The organism is Aeromonas veronii bv. veronii (assembly GCF_000820225.1).
Lineage (GTDB): Bacteria > Pseudomonadota > Gammaproteobacteria > Enterobacterales > Aeromonadaceae > Aeromonas > Aeromonas veronii.
Genome location: NZ_CDDK01000048.1, coordinates 1 through 19,785, shown reverse-complemented (window position 1 = coordinate 19,785; position 19,785 = coordinate 1). Strand labels below are relative to the sequence as shown.

General features: G+C 61.4%; 16 protein-coding genes. All 16 read right to left on the bottom strand.

Going from position 1 to position 19,785, the window contains the following annotated elements:
- Positions 1 to 51: 51 nt before the first annotated feature.
- The 16 genes from BN1139_RS19865 to BN1139_RS19790 all read right to left on the bottom strand — a co-directional run bounded on the left by BN1139_RS19865 (position 52) and on the right by BN1139_RS19790 (position 19,472).
- Positions 52 to 1,596 carry an HD domain-containing phosphohydrolase gene (locus BN1139_RS19865; RefSeq protein ID WP_005351067.1) on the bottom strand — a complete coding sequence of 515 codons (1,545 nt, stop codon included), beginning with the start codon at positions 1,594 to 1,596 and terminating at the stop codon, positions 52 to 54.
- 1 nt (position 1,597) lies between these two features.
- Entirely contained in the window at positions 1,598 to 3,055 is a 1,458-nt protein-coding gene (locus tag BN1139_RS19860; RefSeq protein WP_005351068.1) for an HD-GYP domain-containing protein, read from the bottom strand.
- Positions 3,052 to 4,188 (bottom strand): FIST C-terminal domain-containing protein, encoded by a 1,137-nt coding sequence (locus BN1139_RS19855; RefSeq protein ID WP_013723833.1) that lies wholly within the window; start codon positions 4,186 to 4,188, stop codon positions 3,052 to 3,054. The genes BN1139_RS19860 and BN1139_RS19855 overlap by 4 nt, the downstream gene beginning before the upstream one ends.
- A gap of 232 nt (positions 4,189 to 4,420) precedes the next feature.
- Complete coding sequence (nuoN, locus tag BN1139_RS19850) at positions 4,421 to 5,884, bottom strand: NADH-quinone oxidoreductase subunit NuoN (RefSeq protein WP_005351071.1); 1,464 nt, start codon at positions 5,882 to 5,884, stop codon at positions 4,421 to 4,423.
- A complete protein-coding gene (gene nuoM / locus BN1139_RS19845) occupies positions 5,881 to 7,425 on the bottom strand; it encodes an NADH-quinone oxidoreductase subunit M (RefSeq protein ID WP_005351073.1) in 1,545 nt (514 codons plus the stop codon). The genes nuoN and nuoM overlap by 4 nt, the downstream gene beginning before the upstream one ends.
- 98 nt (positions 7,426 to 7,523) lie before the next feature.
- On the bottom strand, positions 7,524 to 9,371 hold the full coding sequence (nuoL, locus tag BN1139_RS19840; protein ID WP_013723832.1) for an NADH-quinone oxidoreductase subunit L: 1,848 nt from the start codon (positions 9,369 to 9,371) through the stop codon (positions 7,524 to 7,526).
- Complete coding sequence (gene nuoK / locus BN1139_RS19835; protein ID WP_005337247.1) at positions 9,368 to 9,676, bottom strand: NADH-quinone oxidoreductase subunit NuoK; 309 nt, start codon at positions 9,674 to 9,676, stop codon at positions 9,368 to 9,370. Before nuoK ends, nuoL begins: the two co-directional genes overlap by 4 nt.
- Positions 9,673 to 10,224 (bottom strand): NADH-quinone oxidoreductase subunit J, encoded by a 552-nt coding sequence (gene nuoJ / locus BN1139_RS19830; protein ID WP_005337246.1) that lies wholly within the window; start codon positions 10,222 to 10,224, stop codon positions 9,673 to 9,675. The genes nuoK and nuoJ overlap by 4 nt, the downstream gene beginning before the upstream one ends.
- Before the next feature lie 10 nt (positions 10,225 to 10,234).
- A complete protein-coding gene (nuoI, locus tag BN1139_RS19825; RefSeq protein ID WP_005337245.1) occupies positions 10,235 to 10,777 on the bottom strand; it encodes an NADH-quinone oxidoreductase subunit NuoI in 543 nt (180 codons plus the stop codon).
- 10 nt (positions 10,778 to 10,787) lie between these two features.
- The gene (nuoH, locus tag BN1139_RS19820; RefSeq protein WP_005337244.1) at positions 10,788 to 11,756 is read right to left on the bottom strand and encodes an NADH-quinone oxidoreductase subunit NuoH; all 969 of its coding nucleotides are present in this window, start codon (positions 11,754 to 11,756) and stop codon (positions 10,788 to 10,790) included.
- The gene (gene nuoG / locus BN1139_RS19815) at positions 11,753 to 14,509 is read right to left on the bottom strand and encodes an NADH-quinone oxidoreductase subunit NuoG (RefSeq protein ID WP_013723831.1); all 2,757 of its coding nucleotides are present in this window, start codon (positions 14,507 to 14,509) and stop codon (positions 11,753 to 11,755) included. Before nuoG ends, nuoH begins: the two co-directional genes overlap by 4 nt.
- Positions 14,510 to 14,550: 41 nt before the next feature.
- On the bottom strand, positions 14,551 to 15,936 hold the full coding sequence (gene nuoF, locus BN1139_RS19810; protein WP_005351112.1) for an NADH-quinone oxidoreductase subunit NuoF: 1,386 nt from the start codon (positions 15,934 to 15,936) through the stop codon (positions 14,551 to 14,553).
- A complete protein-coding gene (gene nuoE / locus BN1139_RS19805) occupies positions 15,933 to 16,475 on the bottom strand; it encodes an NADH-quinone oxidoreductase subunit NuoE (protein ID WP_005344912.1) in 543 nt (180 codons plus the stop codon). Before nuoE ends, nuoF begins: the two co-directional genes overlap by 4 nt.
- A gap of 80 nt (positions 16,476 to 16,555) precedes the next feature.
- Positions 16,556 to 18,361: an NADH-quinone oxidoreductase subunit C/D gene (gene nuoC / locus BN1139_RS19800; protein WP_005351115.1), complete on the bottom strand. Its 1,806-nt coding sequence runs from the start codon at positions 18,359 to 18,361 to the stop codon at positions 16,556 to 16,558.
- 2 nt (positions 18,362 to 18,363) lie between these two features.
- Positions 18,364 to 19,038, bottom strand: coding sequence for a NuoB/complex I 20 kDa subunit family protein (locus BN1139_RS19795; protein WP_005344917.1), 675 nt, complete (start codon positions 19,036 to 19,038; stop codon positions 18,364 to 18,366).
- Positions 19,039 to 19,067: 29 nt separating this feature from the next.
- Positions 19,068 to 19,472, bottom strand: coding sequence for an NADH-quinone oxidoreductase subunit A (locus BN1139_RS19790; protein ID WP_005344919.1), 405 nt, complete (start codon positions 19,470 to 19,472; stop codon positions 19,068 to 19,070).
- Between the last annotated feature and the right edge of the window lie 313 nt (positions 19,473 to 19,785).

Below are 19,785 nucleotides of genomic sequence, written 5' to 3'. Positions count from 1 at the left end.
CAGCGCATAAAAACAGAAACCGGCCAATTGGCCGGTTTTTTATCCGTGTCGTTACGGCTTGCCGAGCGGTTGGGGGATAAAGTCTCCCCGGTCGAGGATCCGCAGGCAGGCATCCACCACATCCGCATCGAGCTGATGGCCGCGCATCTGGATGATCTGCTCACGGGCCTGGGGAATGCCGAGGGCGGCGCGATAGGGGCGATCCGAGGACATGGATTCGACGATATCGGCGACGGTGAGGATGCGGGCCTCCAGCAGGATCTCATCCCCCTTGAGCCCCTGCGGATAGCCGGAGCCATCGAGATACTCGTGGTGCTGGTGGATCATCCGGGCGATGGGCCAGGGGAAGTCGATATCCTTGAGCACCAGATAGCCGATGGCGGGGTGTTCCTTGACCAGCTCGAACTCCAGCGGCGTGAGGCGCTCCGGTTTGGTGAGAATTTCGGCCGGTACCTGGATCTTGCCGATATCGTGCACCATGGCGCCCAGATAGATCCCCCGCAGCCGCTTCTCTTCCAGCCTGAGCTCCCGGCCGATGGCTTGGGCCAGCTTGGCCACATGTTTCTGATGGCCAGCGGTATAGGGATCGCGCTGCTCCAGCACGGCGGCGATGGCACCCAGCGCATCTTCCAGTGCCAGCTCCAGCTGGCGGGCATGGAAGATCTTCTCCTGTTGCGAGCGCAGATAAGCTTGCTGGGTATGGCGCGCCTGCAGGCCATAGGTGAGGTAGTCGGTCAGCTGGATGAAGAGTTGCTCCTCCTCCTGGCTGAACAACCGTGGCTGGTCGCTGTGAATGATCAGCGCACCGGCCAGATCCTCTTGCAGTGGCAAGGGGATCAGCAGGCGGGAACGCAACGGGTGGCGGCCGGTATGGGGCCGCTCGTGGAAGATCACCTGATTGAGGCGCCGCTGGTGGAGGATGGCCTGGGTGAGGGCCTCATCGTTCAACCATAGCGTTTGTTCCGAGGCATCGGCACTGCCTGCCTGCGCCACGATCCTCGGCGGTTGGGCGAGTTCGGGCTGGCCTTGCAGCACTGCTACCAGCGGAAAACGGTCATCGACGGCGATGGCATCGCAGATATCCTGCAGCAGTTGCGGCTCATCGCCCGGTTTGAGTAGGGCGTGGTGGGCGCGGCTGATCGCCTGCTGGGTCCAGCTGTACTGTTGCAGTTTCTCCTGCTGCCACTTCAGCTCGGTAATGTCTTCGAAGAAGACGCCGACCCCCACGATGACCCCCGCCTCATCACGCAGGGGAAACTTGGTGGTGCTGAGCCAGCGGGCTTCTCCCCCCTTCAGATAGGGCTCTTCGATGTGCTGGTGTATCCCCTCGCGCATGACTCGGGCGTCATCCTCCCGATAGCGTTGTACCAGTTCGGGGGGAAAGAAGTCGCAGTCATTCTTGCCCACCAGTGCCTCTGGTGAGAGGGCGAGATCCGCCGCCAGCAGGCGGTTGCCCGCGATGTAGCTGAATCGGGTGTCTTTGAGCAGCACCCGATAGGGAAGCTGATCCATCACCTGGGTCAGCAACAGCGCCGAGGAGGGGAGCGCATCGGTCAGTGGGTGGGGGAGTGCACAGGAGGTGAGGAGTTCGGACATCTTATCCCGCCTTGTCTGCAAGTTGACTGATGGGAGGGCCGAAGTGGTAGCCGGTCTGCCAGAGCACGATACAGCTGTTGACCACTTTTTCATCGTAATGGATCCCGGCATAGCGGGTCAGTTCGGCAAAGGCGTCACTCAGGGGCATGGCCCGGCGGAACGGGCGATGGGAGGTCATGGCGATCAGCGAGTCGGCCACCCGGATAATGCGCGCCTCCAGGGAAATGGTGTTGCCCGCCAGCCCCTGCGGATAGCCGCTGCCATCGAGGTTTTCGTGGTGCTGCAGCACTATGGTGGCGATGGGCCAGGGGAAGTCGATCTGTTTGAGAATATCGTGGCCGGCCTGGGGGTGCTGCTTGATCAGTTCGAACTCCACCGGCCGTAATTCACGTGGGCGGGTGATGATCTCGGTGGGGATCTGCAGCAGGCCGATATTGTGCACCATGGCCGCCAGTCCCAGCGCATCCAGCCGCTCTTGCCGCAGTTGCATGGCCTGCCCGATGGCCAGTGCCAAATCGCGCACCCTCAGCTCATGGCCCGCACTGTTGCGATCCTTGTGGCTGATGGCGCTGGCGAGGGCACTGATGGTCTGGAACAGCAGGTCACGCTGGTGGCGCTCGCTCTCCTTGAGGCGGGTGATGTCGACCAGGGTGCCGATGATGCCGGCAACCATCCCCTGATGGTCATAGAAGAGATCCTTGAAACAGATGACCTGATAGCGCATGCCATTGCGGTCATGCAACTGCTGTTCGATGCACTGGGGCTGGCGACTTCGCAGCAATTCGGCTTCCCGCATGCTGTAGGCCTCGGCAAGCCCGACTGGCAGCAGCTCCTCGACCCGTCGACCCAGCAGCGCCTCCTTGCCGAGGCCGATCACCTGATTGAAGGCCTGGTTGCAGCCCAGAAATCGCCCTTCGATATCTTTGTAGAACACCGGGATCGGGATGGCCTTGAGCAGGGATTCGTTGAAGTGTTTCAGATCCTTCAGTTCGGCCTGCTGACGCAGGGCGAGCAGCTCGCTGTCTTTGCAGAGGGAAATGGCGCGGGCCAGGTTGCCGAGCACCGGGCTGAACAGATGGCAGACGGGTACGATCTGCTGATGTGGCTGGGGGGCGAGCAGCAAGATGAGATACCCCCCTTCAACCTTGAGCCGATAGGCAAACTGGTAGGGGCGGCTGCCCGGCAGGGGGAGCGTCTGTTGCAGCAGGCAGTGTTCCTCCTCGCTGACCCACCCAGGCAGGGGCAGGGTGGTACCGGTGTGCTGGCGCAGCTGCTCGTCGCCGATCACCTTGAGCAGTTTGTATCCCTCCCGTTGTTGCTGCAATACCGCGCCAACCGGCGTGGCGCAGTGATGCATAAAACGTTGCAGTACCTTTGTGAGCAGCGCATCCAGCGTGACTTCACGCCCGATGCAGAGCGCCAGATCGCAGACGATGGCCATGGCGTGGTCGTTGTTCATATCACTGCCCCGTTACAGAGAATGGCGCCGTTATGAAATTGGGGGTAATCCCCATGTCGCACGCTGCCAATTTCGCCAAGGGAGAGGGCTCCTGCCAGATCGCCGGCCCCCGAGTGGGTCAGCAGGGTGCGCAGCTCGGTCACCGTCTGCTGGTCGAAGTGCAGTTGGCGTCCCGCGCAGTAGTAGACCGCCAACAAGTGTGCCCGGGTGAGGGTTTGTTGCTGGTTGAGGCGCCTGGCCAGTGAGCAGGCATGTTCGGTGGCACTCTCCGGCGCCTTCAGCAGAGTGAGGATGCTGTGCTCTGCGACCTCGCCGGCGCAGAGCAGGGCGCCGTCATCGTTTGCCTCGACGGGGATCCTGACAATCACATCCCCGTTGGCCCGCAACAGGCCCAGTGGCATGTGCACCACGAAACGGTAGAGCTCCTCGCGCACCATAGTGTGCTGGAATTGCTGGCTGATCAGCCCCTGATATTTTTGAAAGGCCGGTTGCCAATCGATGTATGCAATCTTGTTCGCTGCACTGCTGGTGGCCAGCATTGGTTGGGCCGAGAGTTGATAACCATGTTCCAGAAAGGGAAAGCTGTTGCTGGGCAGCAGCGTGCAGGTGACCCCGTAGGCAAGTTGCCGTTGATTGTCGAACAGGCAGGCAAGGGGGGTGAAGCTGCCGCTGCCTGCGTTGGCGCCGGCATAGTTGACGCGATTGGCCAGTTGCAGATAAAGCGCATCCAGAATGGAGGCGATATTGGGAATGAGGTTGTCGAAGGTCAGAAACAGGGTTGGTGGCGGCGAAGGGGTTGGCCAGGTGGCCAGCATGTTCTCCACCTGTTCCGCAATCAGTTGGGCAAGGGATGCTGCGCTGGCTTGCGGTGTCAGTGGCAGCAGTGTGGCGTGATAGGGGTTGGCTCTGGGCAGTAGCCAGGCCCCTTGCAGCAACAATCCTTGCGCACCGATCAGCTGGGGGAAAATGGCGCCATCCAGGGCGATGTTGAAGTCGCGGCACAACTGCTGCAACAGGGGAACCTGCGCGCAATCCTGTTCGGCCAGCAGTATGGTCAGCTTGCCTCCTTGCAAGGGTGCCAGCGTGGCGGCCAGTTCTGTCGGGTTAAATTGGCAAACGTAGTGTTGCTTCATCAATCTGAACTCCATTCCAGAATATAACCAATATATCAATAAGGAATTCAAGAGGGTATGAGGATCTCGCCCGGTTCTGGTTGTATGGCAAAAACCATGATGGGCATCACCCTAGCTGATTGATCTGTCATTTGCTGGCTCGCGGAGTGCGCGATGCTGTCGGTCCGCAAATAGAAAACCGGCAGCCAAGGCTGCCGGTTTTGCGGGTAATGAGGGGTAGTGACGGTAAAGGTTACTGCAATACCACGTGCTGGAACCCTTGTACCAGGCTGATGACTGGCTGGGGATAGAGCCCCAGCAACACCACCAGCGCTGCAGAGAGCAGCACTACCACTCCACCGGAGGAGAGTGCCCAGTCGGCGCTGGCATCCCGCTGCTGCATACCCGGTTCGCGCAGATAGAGGGTCACCATCACCTTGAGGTAGTAGTAGAGACCTAGTGCGCTGCCGAGCACGATGGCACCGGAGAGCCACCAGAGCTGCGCCTCGACGGTGACGCCGATGAGGTAGAACTTGCCGATAAAGCCGAGGGTCATCGGGATGCCCGCGAGTGACAACATCATCACCGTCAGTACGGCAGTCAGATAGGGGCGCTTCCAGAACAGACCGCGATAGCTGTGCAGGGAGTCGGCATCCTTGCCGCGATAGGGGCTCGACATCATGCTCACCACCCCAAAGGCTCCCAGGCTGGTGAACAGATACATCAGCAGGTAGACCCCGGCTGCTTCCACCGGCATCTGGCCGAATCGGCTCGCCACGATCACCGCCAGCAGGTAACCGAAGTGGGAGATGGAGGAGTAACCCAGCATCCGTTTGACGTTGGTCTGCACCAGGGCCAGCAGGTTGCCGACCAGGATGGAGATGACCGCCATGGCTGCCAGCAGCCAGTGGATCATGGGATCGCTCGCCGCCGGTACCGCCAGATAGAAGCGCAGCAGCACGGCAAAGACCGCCACCTTGCTGACGGTGGCGAGGAAGGTGGCGACCGGTGCCGGGGCACCTTCGTAGACATCCGGGGTCCAGAGGTGGAAGGGGGCCAGGGAGAGTTTAAAGGCAAAGCCGACCAGCATTAACCCCAAACCGCCCATCAGCAGCGGATGGTGAGCCGGGCTCTCGGCCAGGGTCTGCCCCAGGGCTGCAAAGCTCAGGCTGCCTGCCTGCGCATAGAGCAGCGCCATGCCAAACAACAGGAAGGCGGTAGCGGCGGCAGAGAGCACCATGTACTTCACTGCCGCTTCTAGCGAGTGGCGCTCGCGGTAGGCGTAACCCACCAGACCGAACATCGGCAGGGTCAGCATCTCGATCCCGATAAAGAGAGAGGCGAGGTGACGAGAGCAGGCCAGCACCAGACCACCAGCGGTGGCGATCAGCAGCAGCAGGAAGAACTCCTCCCGGTTGTCCGGGTAGGCTTTCAGCCACGATTGACCGAAGGTGCAGGTGGCCAGGGCGCCGATGAGCACCAGTCCCATGTAGAAGACGGCGTAACTGTCAACTTGCAGCAGCGGGGTGACCCCCTGATCCCCTTGCGCCATCACGATGGGCAGCGAGAACAGAGCAAGGTTGAGGCCAACAATGGTCACGGTAAAGGCGGTGGTGACACAGCGGCGCCAGGCGATGGCCAGCATCAGGGCTGCCATGGCCCCGGTGGTCAACAGCAGGGGAAGCAGTGCCAGCAGTTGGGAAGCGGAGAAAGTCATTGCAGGGCTCCAGCAGTCGGCAGCAGATACCAGTGCAGCACGTTGATAAGGCTGCTGCTGGCGGTGTCAATCACGGGTTGGGGATAGAGGCCAAGCAGAACCAGCAGGCCCGCGATCACCATCATCATGGTCAGCTCGCGGCGATCCAGTCCCTTGAGCATGCTCTCATCCTTGGCGGGGCCAAAGCAGGCGCGCTGCAACATGATGAGAGAGTAGACCGAGGCCAGCACCAGACCGAAGGTGGCGACTGCCGTGATGACAGGGGCAACCTGGAAGCTGCCGACCAGGATCAGGAACTCGCCGACAAAGTTGCCGGTGCCCGGCATGCCGAGTGACGCCACCGAGAAGAAGAGCATCACACCGGGCAGATAGCGCAGGCGTCCCCACAGGCCGCCCATCTGGCGCAGATCCCGGGTGTGCAACCGCTCGTAGAGCTGACCGCAGAGGATAAAGAGGCCGGCTGCGGAGAGACCGTGGGCGATCATCTGCACCACGGCGCCCTGCAGGGCCAGCTCGCTACCCGAGTAGATGGCGATCATCACAAAGCCCATGTGGGAGATGCTGGTGTAGGCTACCAGCCGTTTGATGTCGGTCTGGGCAAAGGCCACGAGGGCACCGTAGACGATCCCGATCAGGCCAAGCACCATGGCGTAGGGAGCAAATTCGGCTGAGGCTTCGGGGAAGAGCGGCAAGGCAAAGCGCAGCAGACCGTAGGCGGCGGTTTTGAGCAAAATACCGGCGAGATCCACTGAGCCTGCGGTCGGTGCCTGACTGTGGGCATCCGGCAGCCAGCCGTGCAGCGGTACCAGCGGCATCTTGACCGCGAAGGCGATAAAGAAGCCCAGCATCAGCAGCCACTGAACGCCCTTGCTCATCGGGGTATTGAGCAGATCCAGATAGTTGAAGGTGAAGACACCGGTGGCATGCTGGTGGGTCAGCACCAGCCCGATGATGGCCACCAGCATGATAAGGCCGCTCACCTGGGTGTAGATGAAGAACTTGGTCGCGGCGTTGATCCGTGATTTGCCGTCAGTGACCGAGTGGCCCCAGAGCGCAATCAGGAAGTACATGGGGACCAGCATCATCTCCCAGAAGAAGAAGAAGAGGAACAGGTCCAGCGCCATAAAGACCCCGAGCACGCCGCCCAGGATCCAGAGCAGGTTGAGGTGGAAGAAGCCGATGCGCTGCACGATCTCTTTCCACGAACAGAGAATGGCCAGTACCCCGATAAAGCAGGTGAGGATCACCATCAAGAGCGACAGGCCATCCACCGCCAGATGCAAAGAGATGCCGAAGCGGGGGATCCACGGCAGGCGCCACTCGGCGGCCCAAGCGGAGGCAGCACCAGAGACGCCCGCGCTGTCGAGGCCGGTCGTGGCAAGGGAGAAATCACCACTTAGCCAGATGGCACAGGAGAGCAGCAGGCTGGCGCTCATGGAGAGCAGGGCAACCCAGCGGACAAACTGCCCGCCGAGACGCTCCATCTGCCAGCAGAGCAAGCCGCCGATAAAAGGAATTAGCAAGATCCAGAGTAAGGTCACGGTATCAGCTCTCGTTCAAGTTCATATGAGATTGCGCTCCCTGTTCCATCAGGGAGAGCAAACAGCCTGGCTGTATGATTGTCCGGTTGTTCATCGCGTTACCCCAGCAGCAACAGCGCCAGCACCAGCACGGCGCCGATCCCCATGGAGGCGGCATACCAGCGCAACTTGCCGGTCACGGTCCAGGCCAGCAGCTGGTTGCCACGCAGGGCAAGCCAGGCGGGCAGGCCCATCATCCAGTCCAGCGGATCCAGCCCGACCAGACGGGTGGCCAGCAGATAGGGTTTGACCCACAGCTGGTCATAGAGCCAGTCAAAGCCCCAGGCGTTGAACCAGAGGGTGCTGAGCAGGCGGCCCGGCGCGCTGTTGGCAATGGAGGTGGCCAGACGGCGCTCACCAAGGAACAAAAACGCAGCCAGCACAATGCCAGCGATGGCGATGATGCCAGAGGCTACCTCCAGTGCATGGCGACCCTCTTCGATATGGTCCCCCGGGCCTGCGGGTAGTACACCTGCCAGTGGCGGGGCGATCAACGCGCCGATGCCGGTAGAAAGCACCAGCAGCACCAGCAGCGGCAGATGGTGAGCCAGACCGTGGCCCGCATGGGCTTTGGTCTGCTCTTGGCCATGGAAGGCGATAAAGATCAGCCGGAAGGTGTAGAGCGAGGTGAGGAATGCCCCTACCAGACCGGCCCACAGCAGCGCGCTTTGGCCAGAGGCTTCTACTTGCCACAGGATGGCGTCCTTACTGTAGAAACCGGAAGTGACCAGCGGCAACGCCGCCAGCGCCGAGCCCCCCACCAGGAAGCAGGCATAGACCAGCGGCAAACTCTTGCGCAGGCCACCCATCTTGAAGATGTTCTGCTCATGGTGGCAGGCGTTGATCACGGCACCGGCGGAGAGGAACAGCAGCGCCTTGAAGAAGGCGTGGGTCATCAGGTGGAAGATGGCCCCTTCCCATGCGCCGACACCCAGTGCCAGAAACATGTAGCCAATCTGGCTCATGGTGGAGTAGGCGAGGATCCGCTTGATATCGGTCTGAACCAGCGCGGCAAAGCCTGCCAGCACTAGCGTGATGGCGCCAACCAGCCCGACTAGATGGAGGATCTCTGGCGCCAGCAGGAACAGGCCGTGGGTACGGGCAATCAGGTAGACACCAGCGGTCACCATGGTGGCGGCGTGGATCAACGCGGAGACCGGGGTCGGGCCTGCCATCGCATCTGCCAGCCAGGTTTGCAGCGGCAACTGTGCCGATTTACCGACCGCGCCACCCAGGAGCATCAGGCAGGCCAGCGACAGGGCAGGGGAGCCCTCGGCAAACAGGGTCGGGGCACGAACCAGCAGCTCGTGGATATTGAGGGTGCCCAGTTCCCGATAGAGGATAAACAGGCCGATGGCGAGGAAGACATCACCCACCCGGGTCACGACAAATGCCTTGAGGGCGGCCGCTCCGTTCTTGCGATCCTTGTAGTAGAAGCCGATCAGCAGATAGCTGCACAGCCCCACCCCTTCCCAGCCGAGGTAGACAAACAGCAGGTCATCGGCCAGTACCAGAAACAGCATGCTGGCGATAAAGAGGTTGGTGTAGGTGAAGAAGCGGGAGTAACCCTCTTCCCCGCGCATATACCAGGAGGCGAACAGGTGGATAAAGAAACCCACCCCGGTCACCACCCCCAGCATGGTCAGCGACAGGCCATCCAGTGCCAGCGAGAAGCTCGGGGTAAAGTTGCCCACTGCCATCCATTGCCACAGATGCTGGATATAGACGCCCCCCTCGGGCGGGTTGCCCAGAAAGTCGATGCCCACCCACAGGGTAGTGAGGGCCGACAGGCCAATGGAGCCCACCCCGATCAGCGCCGAGGTACGCTCGCCAAACCGGCCGAGGGAGAAGGCCAGCACCAGCCATCCCAGCAGCGGAAATAGAAAAGTCAGATATAAGAGGCTCATCCGCGCATCTCGCTCACAGTGTCCACGTTCAGGGTGTGGTAACGACGATAGAGCAGCAGTAACAGGGCAAGGCCGATACTGGCCTCCGCTGCCGCCAGAGAAATCACCAGGATATACATGATCTGGCCATCGGCCTGGGCCCAGCGGCTACCCGCCACCACAAACGCCAGTGCTGAGGCATTCATCATGATTTCGATACTCATCAGGATATAGAGCAGGTTGCGGCGGATCAGCAGACCGCACAAGCCGATGCAGAAGAGCACCGCGGCCAGCAGGAGGCCGTGCTCCATAGGGATACCATTCATTGCTGACCTCCTTCTTGTGCAGAGCGGGAAGCAGAGCGCGGGACGGAGAGCACTTCACCGCTCTTCTCTTCCCGACCCAGGTGATAGGCGGTTACCAGACCCGCCAGCAGCAGGATGGAGGCAAGCTCCACCGCCAGCACATAGGGGCCAAAGAGTTCGACACCCACCTGCTTGGCGGTCACCTCGGTCACTCCTATCAGGCCCCCGGTCACCCCGAGAATGCCGTGGGCCAGAAAGCCCAGCAGGATCAGCGAGAGCAGGGCAGGGCCCCCCCAGGTCATGGGGGTGAGCCACTTTTTCTCCTGCGCCTGGGCACTTCCCAGGTTCAGCATCATCACCACGAACACGAACAGCACCATGATGGCGCCAGCGTAGACGATCACCTGCAGGGCGCCCGCAAAGGCGGCACCCAGGCAGAAGAAGATCATGGCCACGGCGATGAGGGAGATGATGAGATTGAGCAGCGCATGCATGGGATTGCTGGTGCTGATCACCCGCAGCGTGCTGTAAATGGCCACCAGGGCCGAGGCATAAAATGCCAGTTCCATGATTGACTCCTCAGGGCAGCAGGCTCTTGACATCGATGGGCTTGGCTTCGTTTTCGGCATCCCCTTTCGGCTTGCCGTCGATGGCCATCCCGCTCATGCGATAGAAGTTGTAGTCCGGGTATTTGCCGGGCCCGCTGATCAGCAGATCTTCCTTCTCGTACACCAGATCCTGGCGGCGATACTCACCCATCTCGAAATCCGGCGTCAGCTGTATGGCGGTGGTGGGGCAAGCCTCTTCACACAGGCCGCAGAAGATGCAGCGAGAGAAGTTGATGCGAAAGAACTCCGGATACCAGCGACCATCTTCCCGCTCGGATTTTTGCAGCGAGATGCAGCCGACCGGGCAGGCAACTGCGCAGAGGTTGCAGGCCACGCAGCGCTCGTCCCCGTCGGGGTCGCGGGTCAGCACGATGCGACCGCGGTAGCGGGGGGCCGCATAGACTGCCTGCTCCGGATAGTTGAGGGTTTCACGGGGCCGCCAGGCATGGGAGAAGACCATGGCCAGACTGCGTAACTGGGTGCCGACACCCTGAATAATGCTAACAATTTTCATATTGAGTGCCTCACTGCGTACTTATCAGTACAACTGCCGCGGTGACCAGCATATTGATCAGGGTCAGCGGCAAGCAGACTTTCCAGCCAAACGACATCACCTGGTCAAAGCGCGGGCGAGGCAGGGAGGCCCGCAGCAGGATGAAGAACACCATGAAACAGGCGGTCTTCAGGGCAAACCAGATGAAGGGGGGCAGCCAGGGGCCGTGCCAGCCACCGAAGAAGAGGGTCACGATGAGCGAGGAGATCAGCACGATGCCGATATATTCGCCCACGAAGAACAGACCCCACTTCATCCCCGCATACTCGATGTGATAGCCATCGGCGAGCTCCTGCTCGGCTTCCGGCTGGTCAAACGGGTGACGGTGGGTGACGGCGACACCGGCAAACAGGAAGGTGACAAAGCCCAGGATCTGGGGCACCACGTTCCACAAGTCTGCCTGTGCCTCGACGATATCCCGCAGGTTGAAACTGCCGGTCTGGATCACAATTCCCATCAGGGATAGCCCGAGAAACACCTCGTAGGAGAGGGTCTGGGCCGAGGCGCGCAAGCTGCCGAGCAATGAGTATTTGTTGTTGCTCGACCAGCCGGCGAACAGCACCGCATAGACCGCCAGCCCCGCGATGGCCAGGATGTAGAGCAGCCCCACATTGAGATCCGCCACGCCCCAGGTGGGGGTGATGGGCACCACCGCAAACGCCAGAATAAAGGCGGTGAAGGCGATGATGGGGGCCAGGATAAAGATCCGCCGATCAGCGAACGGCGGGATCCAGTCCTCCTTGAAGAACATCTTGATCATGTCGGCGGCCAGCTGGAGCAGACCAAACGGCCCCACCCGGTTGGGGCCGTAGCGATCCTGCCACAGGGCCAGCAGACGGCGCTCGATGAAGCTCATGAAGGCGCCAGCCCCCACGATCCCCACCAGCACGATCAGTGCCTTGCCCACCTCCAGCAACAGATCGATCAGCGACTCGCTCATGCGATCACCTCCTGCAGGTTAGTGATTGAGGCTTGTTGCAGGGCCGTCGGCAGGCCGTTCACCCCAAGGGGGAGCCCCACCAGACCGGCGCTCAGCTGCTCGCTCAGCCGCAGACGCAGTTGCCAGTGGCTACCGCCCCAGGAGAAGGAGACCTGACTGCCCCCGTGGAGGGCCAGACGCTGCGCATCAAGGGGATTGAGCACCAGCTCGGGTTCGGTCATCCGGGCCTGAATGACCGGGCTGCGAGCGGAGAGCTCCTCGCCGCCAAACAGCTGGGCATAATTGACCACTTGCAGCGCCTCTGCGGCCTTGAAGGGGGCGGGGATGGTGGTGAACCAGCCGAGCAGCTCCTTGCCTTCTGCCTGCGGGTCTGTTGCTTCCAGCAGACGGCGACCCGGATCGCCAGCACGCAGTTTGCCACCCACTTCATCCTGGAACTTGTTCCAGGCGGAGGGAGAGTTCCAGCCCGGCGCCCAGGCGAACGGTACTTGCGGCAGCGGCTGACGGGCTCCGGCATACCCTTCCATGGAGAAGTTGAAGGGGGAGTCGGGATCTTGCGCTACCCGCGGCTCGCTGACGTTCTGATCCGCCAGCATGGAGGTGCGACCGCTGTAACGATGCGGCTCACGGGCCAGTCGCATGCCACGGATCCGCAAGCCTGCGTTGGGCGCCGCTTCCAGCATGGTAGCCAGCAGCGGATTGCTGGTGGCACAGTCATGGTTGACCTGGTCGAAGTTCTGCCAGCGCAGCGGCTTGCGTTCGATCGCCCCTTGCAGCGCCGCTAGCCAGCGCCACCCTTCACGCACCTGAATATCGGCGTTGTAGAAGGCGGGCGCATAGACCTGGAAGAAGCGCTGGGCGCGCCCTTCCATGTTCACCAGCGTGCCATCGGCCTCGGCAAAACTGGCCGCTGGCAGCACCAGATCTGCCTTGTTGGCGGTCGGGGTCGCCTGATGGTCGATGACCAGCAGGTGCTGCAGCCGTGCCAGCGCAGCATCCACCCGGTTGCGCGGTGCGCGGCGGTAGAGATCGTTCTCCAAGGTGACCAGCGCCAACCCCTCTTCGGCCTCGATACGCGCAAGGGCGGCTTCGAGCGGCTTGTCTGACAAGGTTTGAGCGCCCAGCATGGCCAGCCCCAGCGAGTTGGCCTCTTGGCCAACCAGCGCGATGTTGGCTTCCTGTCCACGGCCTTTCAGGGCGCGGGCAATGTTGCTGGCCGCCTCAAGCAGCGCCACATCGCGGGCACTGGAGCCTGCAATGATGAGCGGCTTTTTGGCGTTGCCGAGCAGCTCGGTCCAGCGAGCCGCTTGTGCCTGCTGTTCGGGGCAGAGGTCGCTCACGGCCGGTGCGGCCGGGTCGAGCAGGTTGGCGATGGCAAAGCCAATGCGCGCCTGATCGGCATAGGGGGCGTGCAGCTTGTCGGCTGCCACATCGTCCAGACGGGTGGTGTCGAGGCTGGTGATGAGCAGCGGGTAGCGCTCGTTTTGACCCAGGGTCTGAACGGCGGCGACTTGCCACAGATCGACCTTCATCTTGCGGGCCAGCTCGCGAGCCTTGCCCTTGACGGCTTGGCGCAGCGCCAACGCGATACGAGCGGCGCTCATGGTGACATCTTCACCCAGTACCAGCACTGCGTCAGCCTCTTCCATGTCCCGCAGGCTCGGGGTCGGCACGCCGCCCTGTTGCAGGATCTGCAGCATCTTCAGCTGACAGGCCCATTCGGCCTGCTCGACGCCTGCGTAGAAGTTGGCTTCCCCCACCAGCGCGCGCAGGGCAAAGTTGCTCTCCAGCGAGGCGCGGGGCGAGCCGATGCCGATGAGGCCGCGGGCACTGCGCAGGGCATCTGCGGCGCGGTTGAGGGCGCCATCGACTGTGATGGTCAGCTGGTTGTTGCCATCTTTGAGCAGCGGTTGGCGCGGGCGGTCGGCCAGATTGACGTAGCCATAGCCAAAGCGGCCACGGTCACAGAGGAAGGAGTGGTTGACGCTGCCGTGGAAGCGGTTTTCGATACGGCGCAGCTCGCCATAACGCTCACCCGGGCTGATGTTGCAGCCCACGGAACATTGCTGGCAGATGCTGGGGGCAAACTGCATGTCCCACTTGCGGTTGTAGCGCTCGGAGTGGGTCTTGTCGGTGAAGACGCCGGTGGGGCAGACCTCCACCAGGTTGCCGGAAAATTCGCTCTCCAGGGTGCCATCCTCGACCCGCCCGAAATAGACGTTGTCGTGGGCACCGTAGACCCCGAGATCCTCGCCACCGGCATAATCCTTGTAGTAACGGACGCAGCGGTAGCAGGCGATGCAGCGGTTCATCTCGTGACCGATGAAGGGGCCCAGCTCCTGATTCTGGTGGGTGCGTTTGGTGAAACGGTAGCGACGGCTGTTGTGGCCGGTCATCACCGTCATGTCCTGCAGGTGGCAGGCGCCGCCCTCTTCACACACCGGACAGTCGTGAGGGTGGTTGGTCATCAGCCACTCCACCACGCTCTTGCGAAATTCTTTAGCCTCTTCATCCTCGATGGCGATGTAGCTGCCATCGGTGGCCGGGGTCATGCAGGACATGACCAGACGACCGCGTTTGTCATCGGCATTCTGATACTGTTTGACCGCACACTGGCGGCAGGCGCCAACGCTACCCAGCGCCGGATGCCAGCAGAAATAGGGGACGTCCAGACCCAGCGACAGACAGGCTTGCAGCAGGTTATCTGCCCCGTCTACCTCGTACTCTTTGCCGTCTACATAAATGGTTGCCATACAACTTCCCTGAAACCTGTTTTGTGAAATCTGTGGTGTCGTTACCAGCGCTCGCCCAGCAGATTGGGCTGGATCCCTTTGACCGGCTTGCGGTTATCACCGCTGCCTTTGATCCCGGCCTCGAATTCGGAGCGGAAATATTTGATGGCGCTGGCCAGCGGCTCGACGGCGCCCGGTGCGTGGGCGCAGAATGTCTTGCCCGGGCCAAGGAAACCGCAGAGTTGTTCCAGAGTCGCCAGATCGCCGGATTGCCCCTCGCCACGTTCCAGTGCCCGCAGCAGCTTGACGCTCCAGGGCAGGCCATCGCGACAGGGCGTGCACCAGCCACACGACTCGCGGGCGAAGAACTCCTCCATGTTGCGCAGCAGACTCACCATGCTGATGGAGTCATCCACCGCCATGGCGAGGCCGGTCCCCATCCGGGTGCCGACCTTGCCGATACCGGCGGTATACATCTGGGCATCGAGGTGCTCTGGCAGCAGGAAGCCGGTGCCCGCGCCGCCCGGTTGCCAGGCTTTCAGGCGATAGCCGCTCTTCATCCCGCCGGCGTAATTTTCAAACAGCTCGCGGGCGGTGATGCCAAACGGCAGCTCCCAGACCCCGGGGTTGTTCACCTTGCCGGAGAAGCCCATCAGCTTGGTGCCGTGATCTTCCGAGCCCGGCAGCGCCAGCCCGTGATACCAGGCGACTCCGTTGCCGATAATGGCGGGGACGTTGCAGAGGGTTTCGACGTTGTTGACGCAGGTGGGTTTGCCCCAGACGCCGGAGACGGCGGGGAAGGGGGGTTTGGCGCGCGGGTTGGCGCGGCGCCCTTCCAGCGAATTGATCAACGCCGTCTCTTCACCACAGATGTAGCGGCCGGCGCCGGTGTGGACGAACAGCTCGAAATCAAAACCGGAGCCCAGAATGTTCTTGCCCAGCAGACCGGCGGCCTTGGCCTCTTCCACCGCACGGCGCAGGTGGATGGCAGCATCCACATACTCGCCGCGAAGGAAGATATAGCCGCGATAGGCCTTGAGCGCCCGGGCACTGATGATCATCCCCTCGATCAGCAGATGGGGCAGTTGCTCCATCAGCAGGCGATCTTTCCAGGTGTTGGGCTCCATCTCGTCGGCGTTGCAGAGCAGGTAACGGATGTTCATGCTCTCGTCTTTGGGCATCAGCCCCCACTTCACGCCAGTGGGGAAGCCCGCACCGCCGCGCCCCTTGAGGCCGGCATCCTTGACGGTGCTGACAATCTCGTCCGGGCTCATCTGGCCGAGCGCCTTGCGGGCGGCTTCATAGCCCTGTTTGGCCTGATACTCCTCCAGCCACACCGGCTGGCCGTCGTCCCGCAGCCGCCAGGTGAGCGGGTGGGTCTCGGCGGTGCGGGCCGTGCGGTTGGCGGTGCCAAGAGAGGCGAGGATCTTGTTCTGCGGCAGGCTCATGGGTAAGCCTCCAGCGTTTTCAGCAATGTCACCGGATCGAGGCCGCCATAGGTGTCGTCATCGATCATGATGGCTGGCCCTTTGTCGCAGTTGCCAAGGCAGCAGACCGGCAGCAGGGTGAAGCGGCCATCCGGGGTGGTTTGACCGGGGCCGAGGTTCATCACCTCCTTGAGACCGGCCATCAGCTCTTCATGGCCATTGATGTAGCAGACCATGCTGTCGCAGACGCGGATGATGTGACGCCCCACCGGCTGGCGGAAGATCTGGCTATAGAAGGTGGCGACCCCCTCCACGTCGCTGGCGGGAATGCCGAGCTCGGCCGCGATGGCGTGAATGGCACCGTCGGGGACCCAGCCTCTGGCCTGCTGCACGATCTTGAGCGCTTCGATGCTGGCGGCGCGGGGATCTTCGTAGTGGTGTTTCTCGTGTTCGATGGCATCGCGTTCAGCCTGGCTCAGAACGAAGTCGTCCTGTTTGCTGCTGCATGCCCCTTGCCCCTGTGGGGTCTGATTATTGTGACACTGACATTGCTGGCTCATGACTTGACCTTTGGTGGCTTGTCCTTTTACTGCTCGTCCGGCGATCCCGATTCCCGGCCATGGCCGGGAGGGCGGATCACTTAACGGTCCACATCCGACATAACAAAATCGATACTGCCCAGATAGACGATGAGGTCCGACACCATGCTGCCCTTGATCACCGAGGGGATCTGCTGCAGGTGAGCAAAGCTTGGGGTGCGGATCCGGGTCCGGTAGCTCATGGTGGAGCCGTCACTGGTCAGGTAGTAACTGTTGACCCCCTTGGTCGCCTCAATCATCTGGAACGACTCGGCAGCGGGCATCACCGGGCCCCACGACACTTGCAGGAAGTGGTTGATCAGGGTCTCGATGTGCTGCAGGGTGCGCTCTTTGGGCGGCGGTGTGGTGAGGGGGTGATCCGCCTTGAAGGGGCCCTCCGGCATGTTTTTCATGCACTGCTCGATGATCGACATGCTCTGGCGGATCTCCTCGATCCGCACGGTGGCTCTGTCGTAGGCATCGCCATTGCTGCCGACTGGCACTTCAAAGTCGAACTGATCGTAACCGGAGTAGGGGCGCCACTTGCGCACGTCGAAGTTGAGGCCGGTGGCGCGCAATCCGGCCCCCGTGGTGCCCCAGGACAACGCCTGCTCGGTGGTGTAGGCAGAGACGCCTATGGTGCGACCGCGCAGAATGCTGTTGCGCATCGCCGCTTTTTCGTAATCCATCAGACGTTTGGGCAACCAGCTCAACAGGTTGTCCTGCACCAGCCGCTGCCATCCCTTCGGCAGGTCGTGGGCCACACCGCCGATACGGAACCAGGCCGGGTGCATGCGGGCACCGGTGATCGCTTCGATGATGGTGTAGATCTTCTGCCGGTCGGTGAAGGTGAAGAAGACTGGGGTCATGGCCCCCACGTCCTGGATATAGGTCCCGAGGAACAAGAGGTGGCTCTGGATGCGGAACAGCTCCGCCATCATCACCCGGATCATGTCGACCCGCTGCGGCACCTTGATGCCGGCCAGCTTCTCGACCGCCAGCACATAGGGGAGGTTGTTCATCACCCCGCCCAGATACTCGACCCGGTCGGTATAGGGGATGTAGCTGTGCCAGGACTGGCGCTCGCCCATCTTCTCGGCACCGCGATGGTGGTAGCCGATGTCGGGCACGCAGTTGCGGATCTCCTCGCCATCGAGCTGCAACACCAACCGGAAGGCACCGTGGGCAGAGGGGTGGTTGGGGCCGAGGTTGAGGAACATGTAGTCCTCATTCTCGTTGCCGCGGGCCAGGCCCCACTCTTCCGGTTTGAACAGCAGGTTCTCCTGCTCCATGTCCTGTTTGGCGGCATCGAGCATGAAGGGATCAAATTCGGTAGCGCGCGCCGGGTAATCCTTGCGCAGCGGGTGACCCTGCCAGCTCTTGGGCATCATGATGCGGGTCAGATGGGGGTGACCGTCGAAGGTGATGCCCATCAGATCCCACACTTCCCGCTCGTACCAGTTGGCATTGGGGAAGTGGTTGGTGATGGTGGGCAGATGCAGGTCACTCTCGGCCAGCCCAACTTTCAACATCACATCGGCGTTACGTTCGATGGAGATGAGGTGATAGAAGACGGTGAAATCGCTCTGGGGCAGACCGTCGCGATGGCTGCGCAGCCGCTCGTCAGTCGCACTCAGATCGAAGAGCATCACGAACGGGGAGGGCACCTTGCGCAAAAAGCCCATCACATCCTGCAGCAGTTCGCGGGGGAGCCAGACCACCGGCACGCCGGTGCGCGTGGTCTGCACGGTGAAGTGCTCGGCCCCGAAGTGGGCAAACAGTTCGCCAATCACTTTGGCATCCTTGTGGTCGCTGGGCTGCCACTGGGCCATGGCGTAATTGCTGGGAAAATCACGAGTCAGTTTCATGGTCAGATCTCATCCGGCGTACGCAGGTTGGTCACATTGATCCGTTCGCCGCGCTTGCGCTCTTTTTCGGCCTGCATCTGGGGACGGTAGATCCCCTGATCGCCCACTACCCAGGAGAGGGGGCGGCGCTCTTTGCCGATGGAGTCCTGCAGCAGCATCAGGGCTTGCAAAAAGGCTTCGGGACGGGGCGGGCAACCCGGAATGTAGACGTCGACCGGCAGGAACTTGTCTACCCCCTGCACCACTGAATAGATGTCATACATGCCGCCTGAGTTGGCACAGGCGCCCATGGAGATCACCCACTTGGGTTCGAGCAGCTGTTCATACAGGCGTTGAATCACCGGTGCCATCTTGATGAAGGGGGTCCCTGCAATCACCATGAAATCGGCCTGACGGGGCGAAGCGCGGATAACTTCGGCGCCGAAGCGGGCCACATCGTGGGGGGAGGTGAAGGCGGTACACATCTCCACGTAGCAGCAGGAGATGCCGAAGTTGTAAGGCCAGAGGGAGTTTTTGCGGCCCCAGTTGACTGTGTCTTGCAGCACCTCCTCGAGACGGCCCATCATGATGCCGCGCGTCGCTTCTTGCGCCAGTGGGTCATCGACGGTCTGGCGCTGCTCCTGGGGGTAGCGCTCAACGGGTGCATCCGGGTCAATCCGGGTCAGGGTGTACTTCATGGTGCAACCTCAAGGAAAGGGTCTGTGGTTCAATCACTGTTTTTGTTGTTCAACTGCGGTTTGCGCGGTGACCAGTCCAGTGCGCCGATGCGCCAGAGGTAGATCAGGCCGATAAGCAGCAGTCCGATGAAAATGGTGGCTTCAATAAAGCCGACCCAGCCACTCTCCCGCACGGAGACAGACCAGGCAAACAGGTAGAGCGCCTCGACGTCGAAGATGACGAAGAACATGGCGACCAGATAGAACTTGGCGGAAAAACGCAGGCGGGCACTGCCGACCGAGTCGACACCAGATTCAAATGGCTTGTTCTTGGTGCGGCCGTAGGCGCGACCTCCCAGCAGGGCGGCGAGGCCTATCATCACCAGACAGATGGTGATGGCACCGATGACATAAATGGCAAAAGCCCAATGTTGAGCAGAAATATCAGCAAACATAGAGGTTTTTCCTAACCAAATTAATCAAGCGACTTAACAATAATGTTACGCATTATGACACTTTCGCACTGATTTACATGTCATTTTTACGGGTTAATTATTAATCGGTTAACCGGTAATTAAATTTTGTTAAGAAGCGCACTTTTTTGTTGGTTATGGCGGGCGAGAAAGGCCTGGAAAGCGCAGAGAGCTGCTCCTCGTCATCACCTGAAAGGGGTATGTCGCGTGCGAAGCAAGATCAGGTCGGTATCGCGGGCAGGGGGCCCAGGCGGGAGAAGAGCGTGATGGCGGGTGAGGTAGGGGGGGCGGCAAG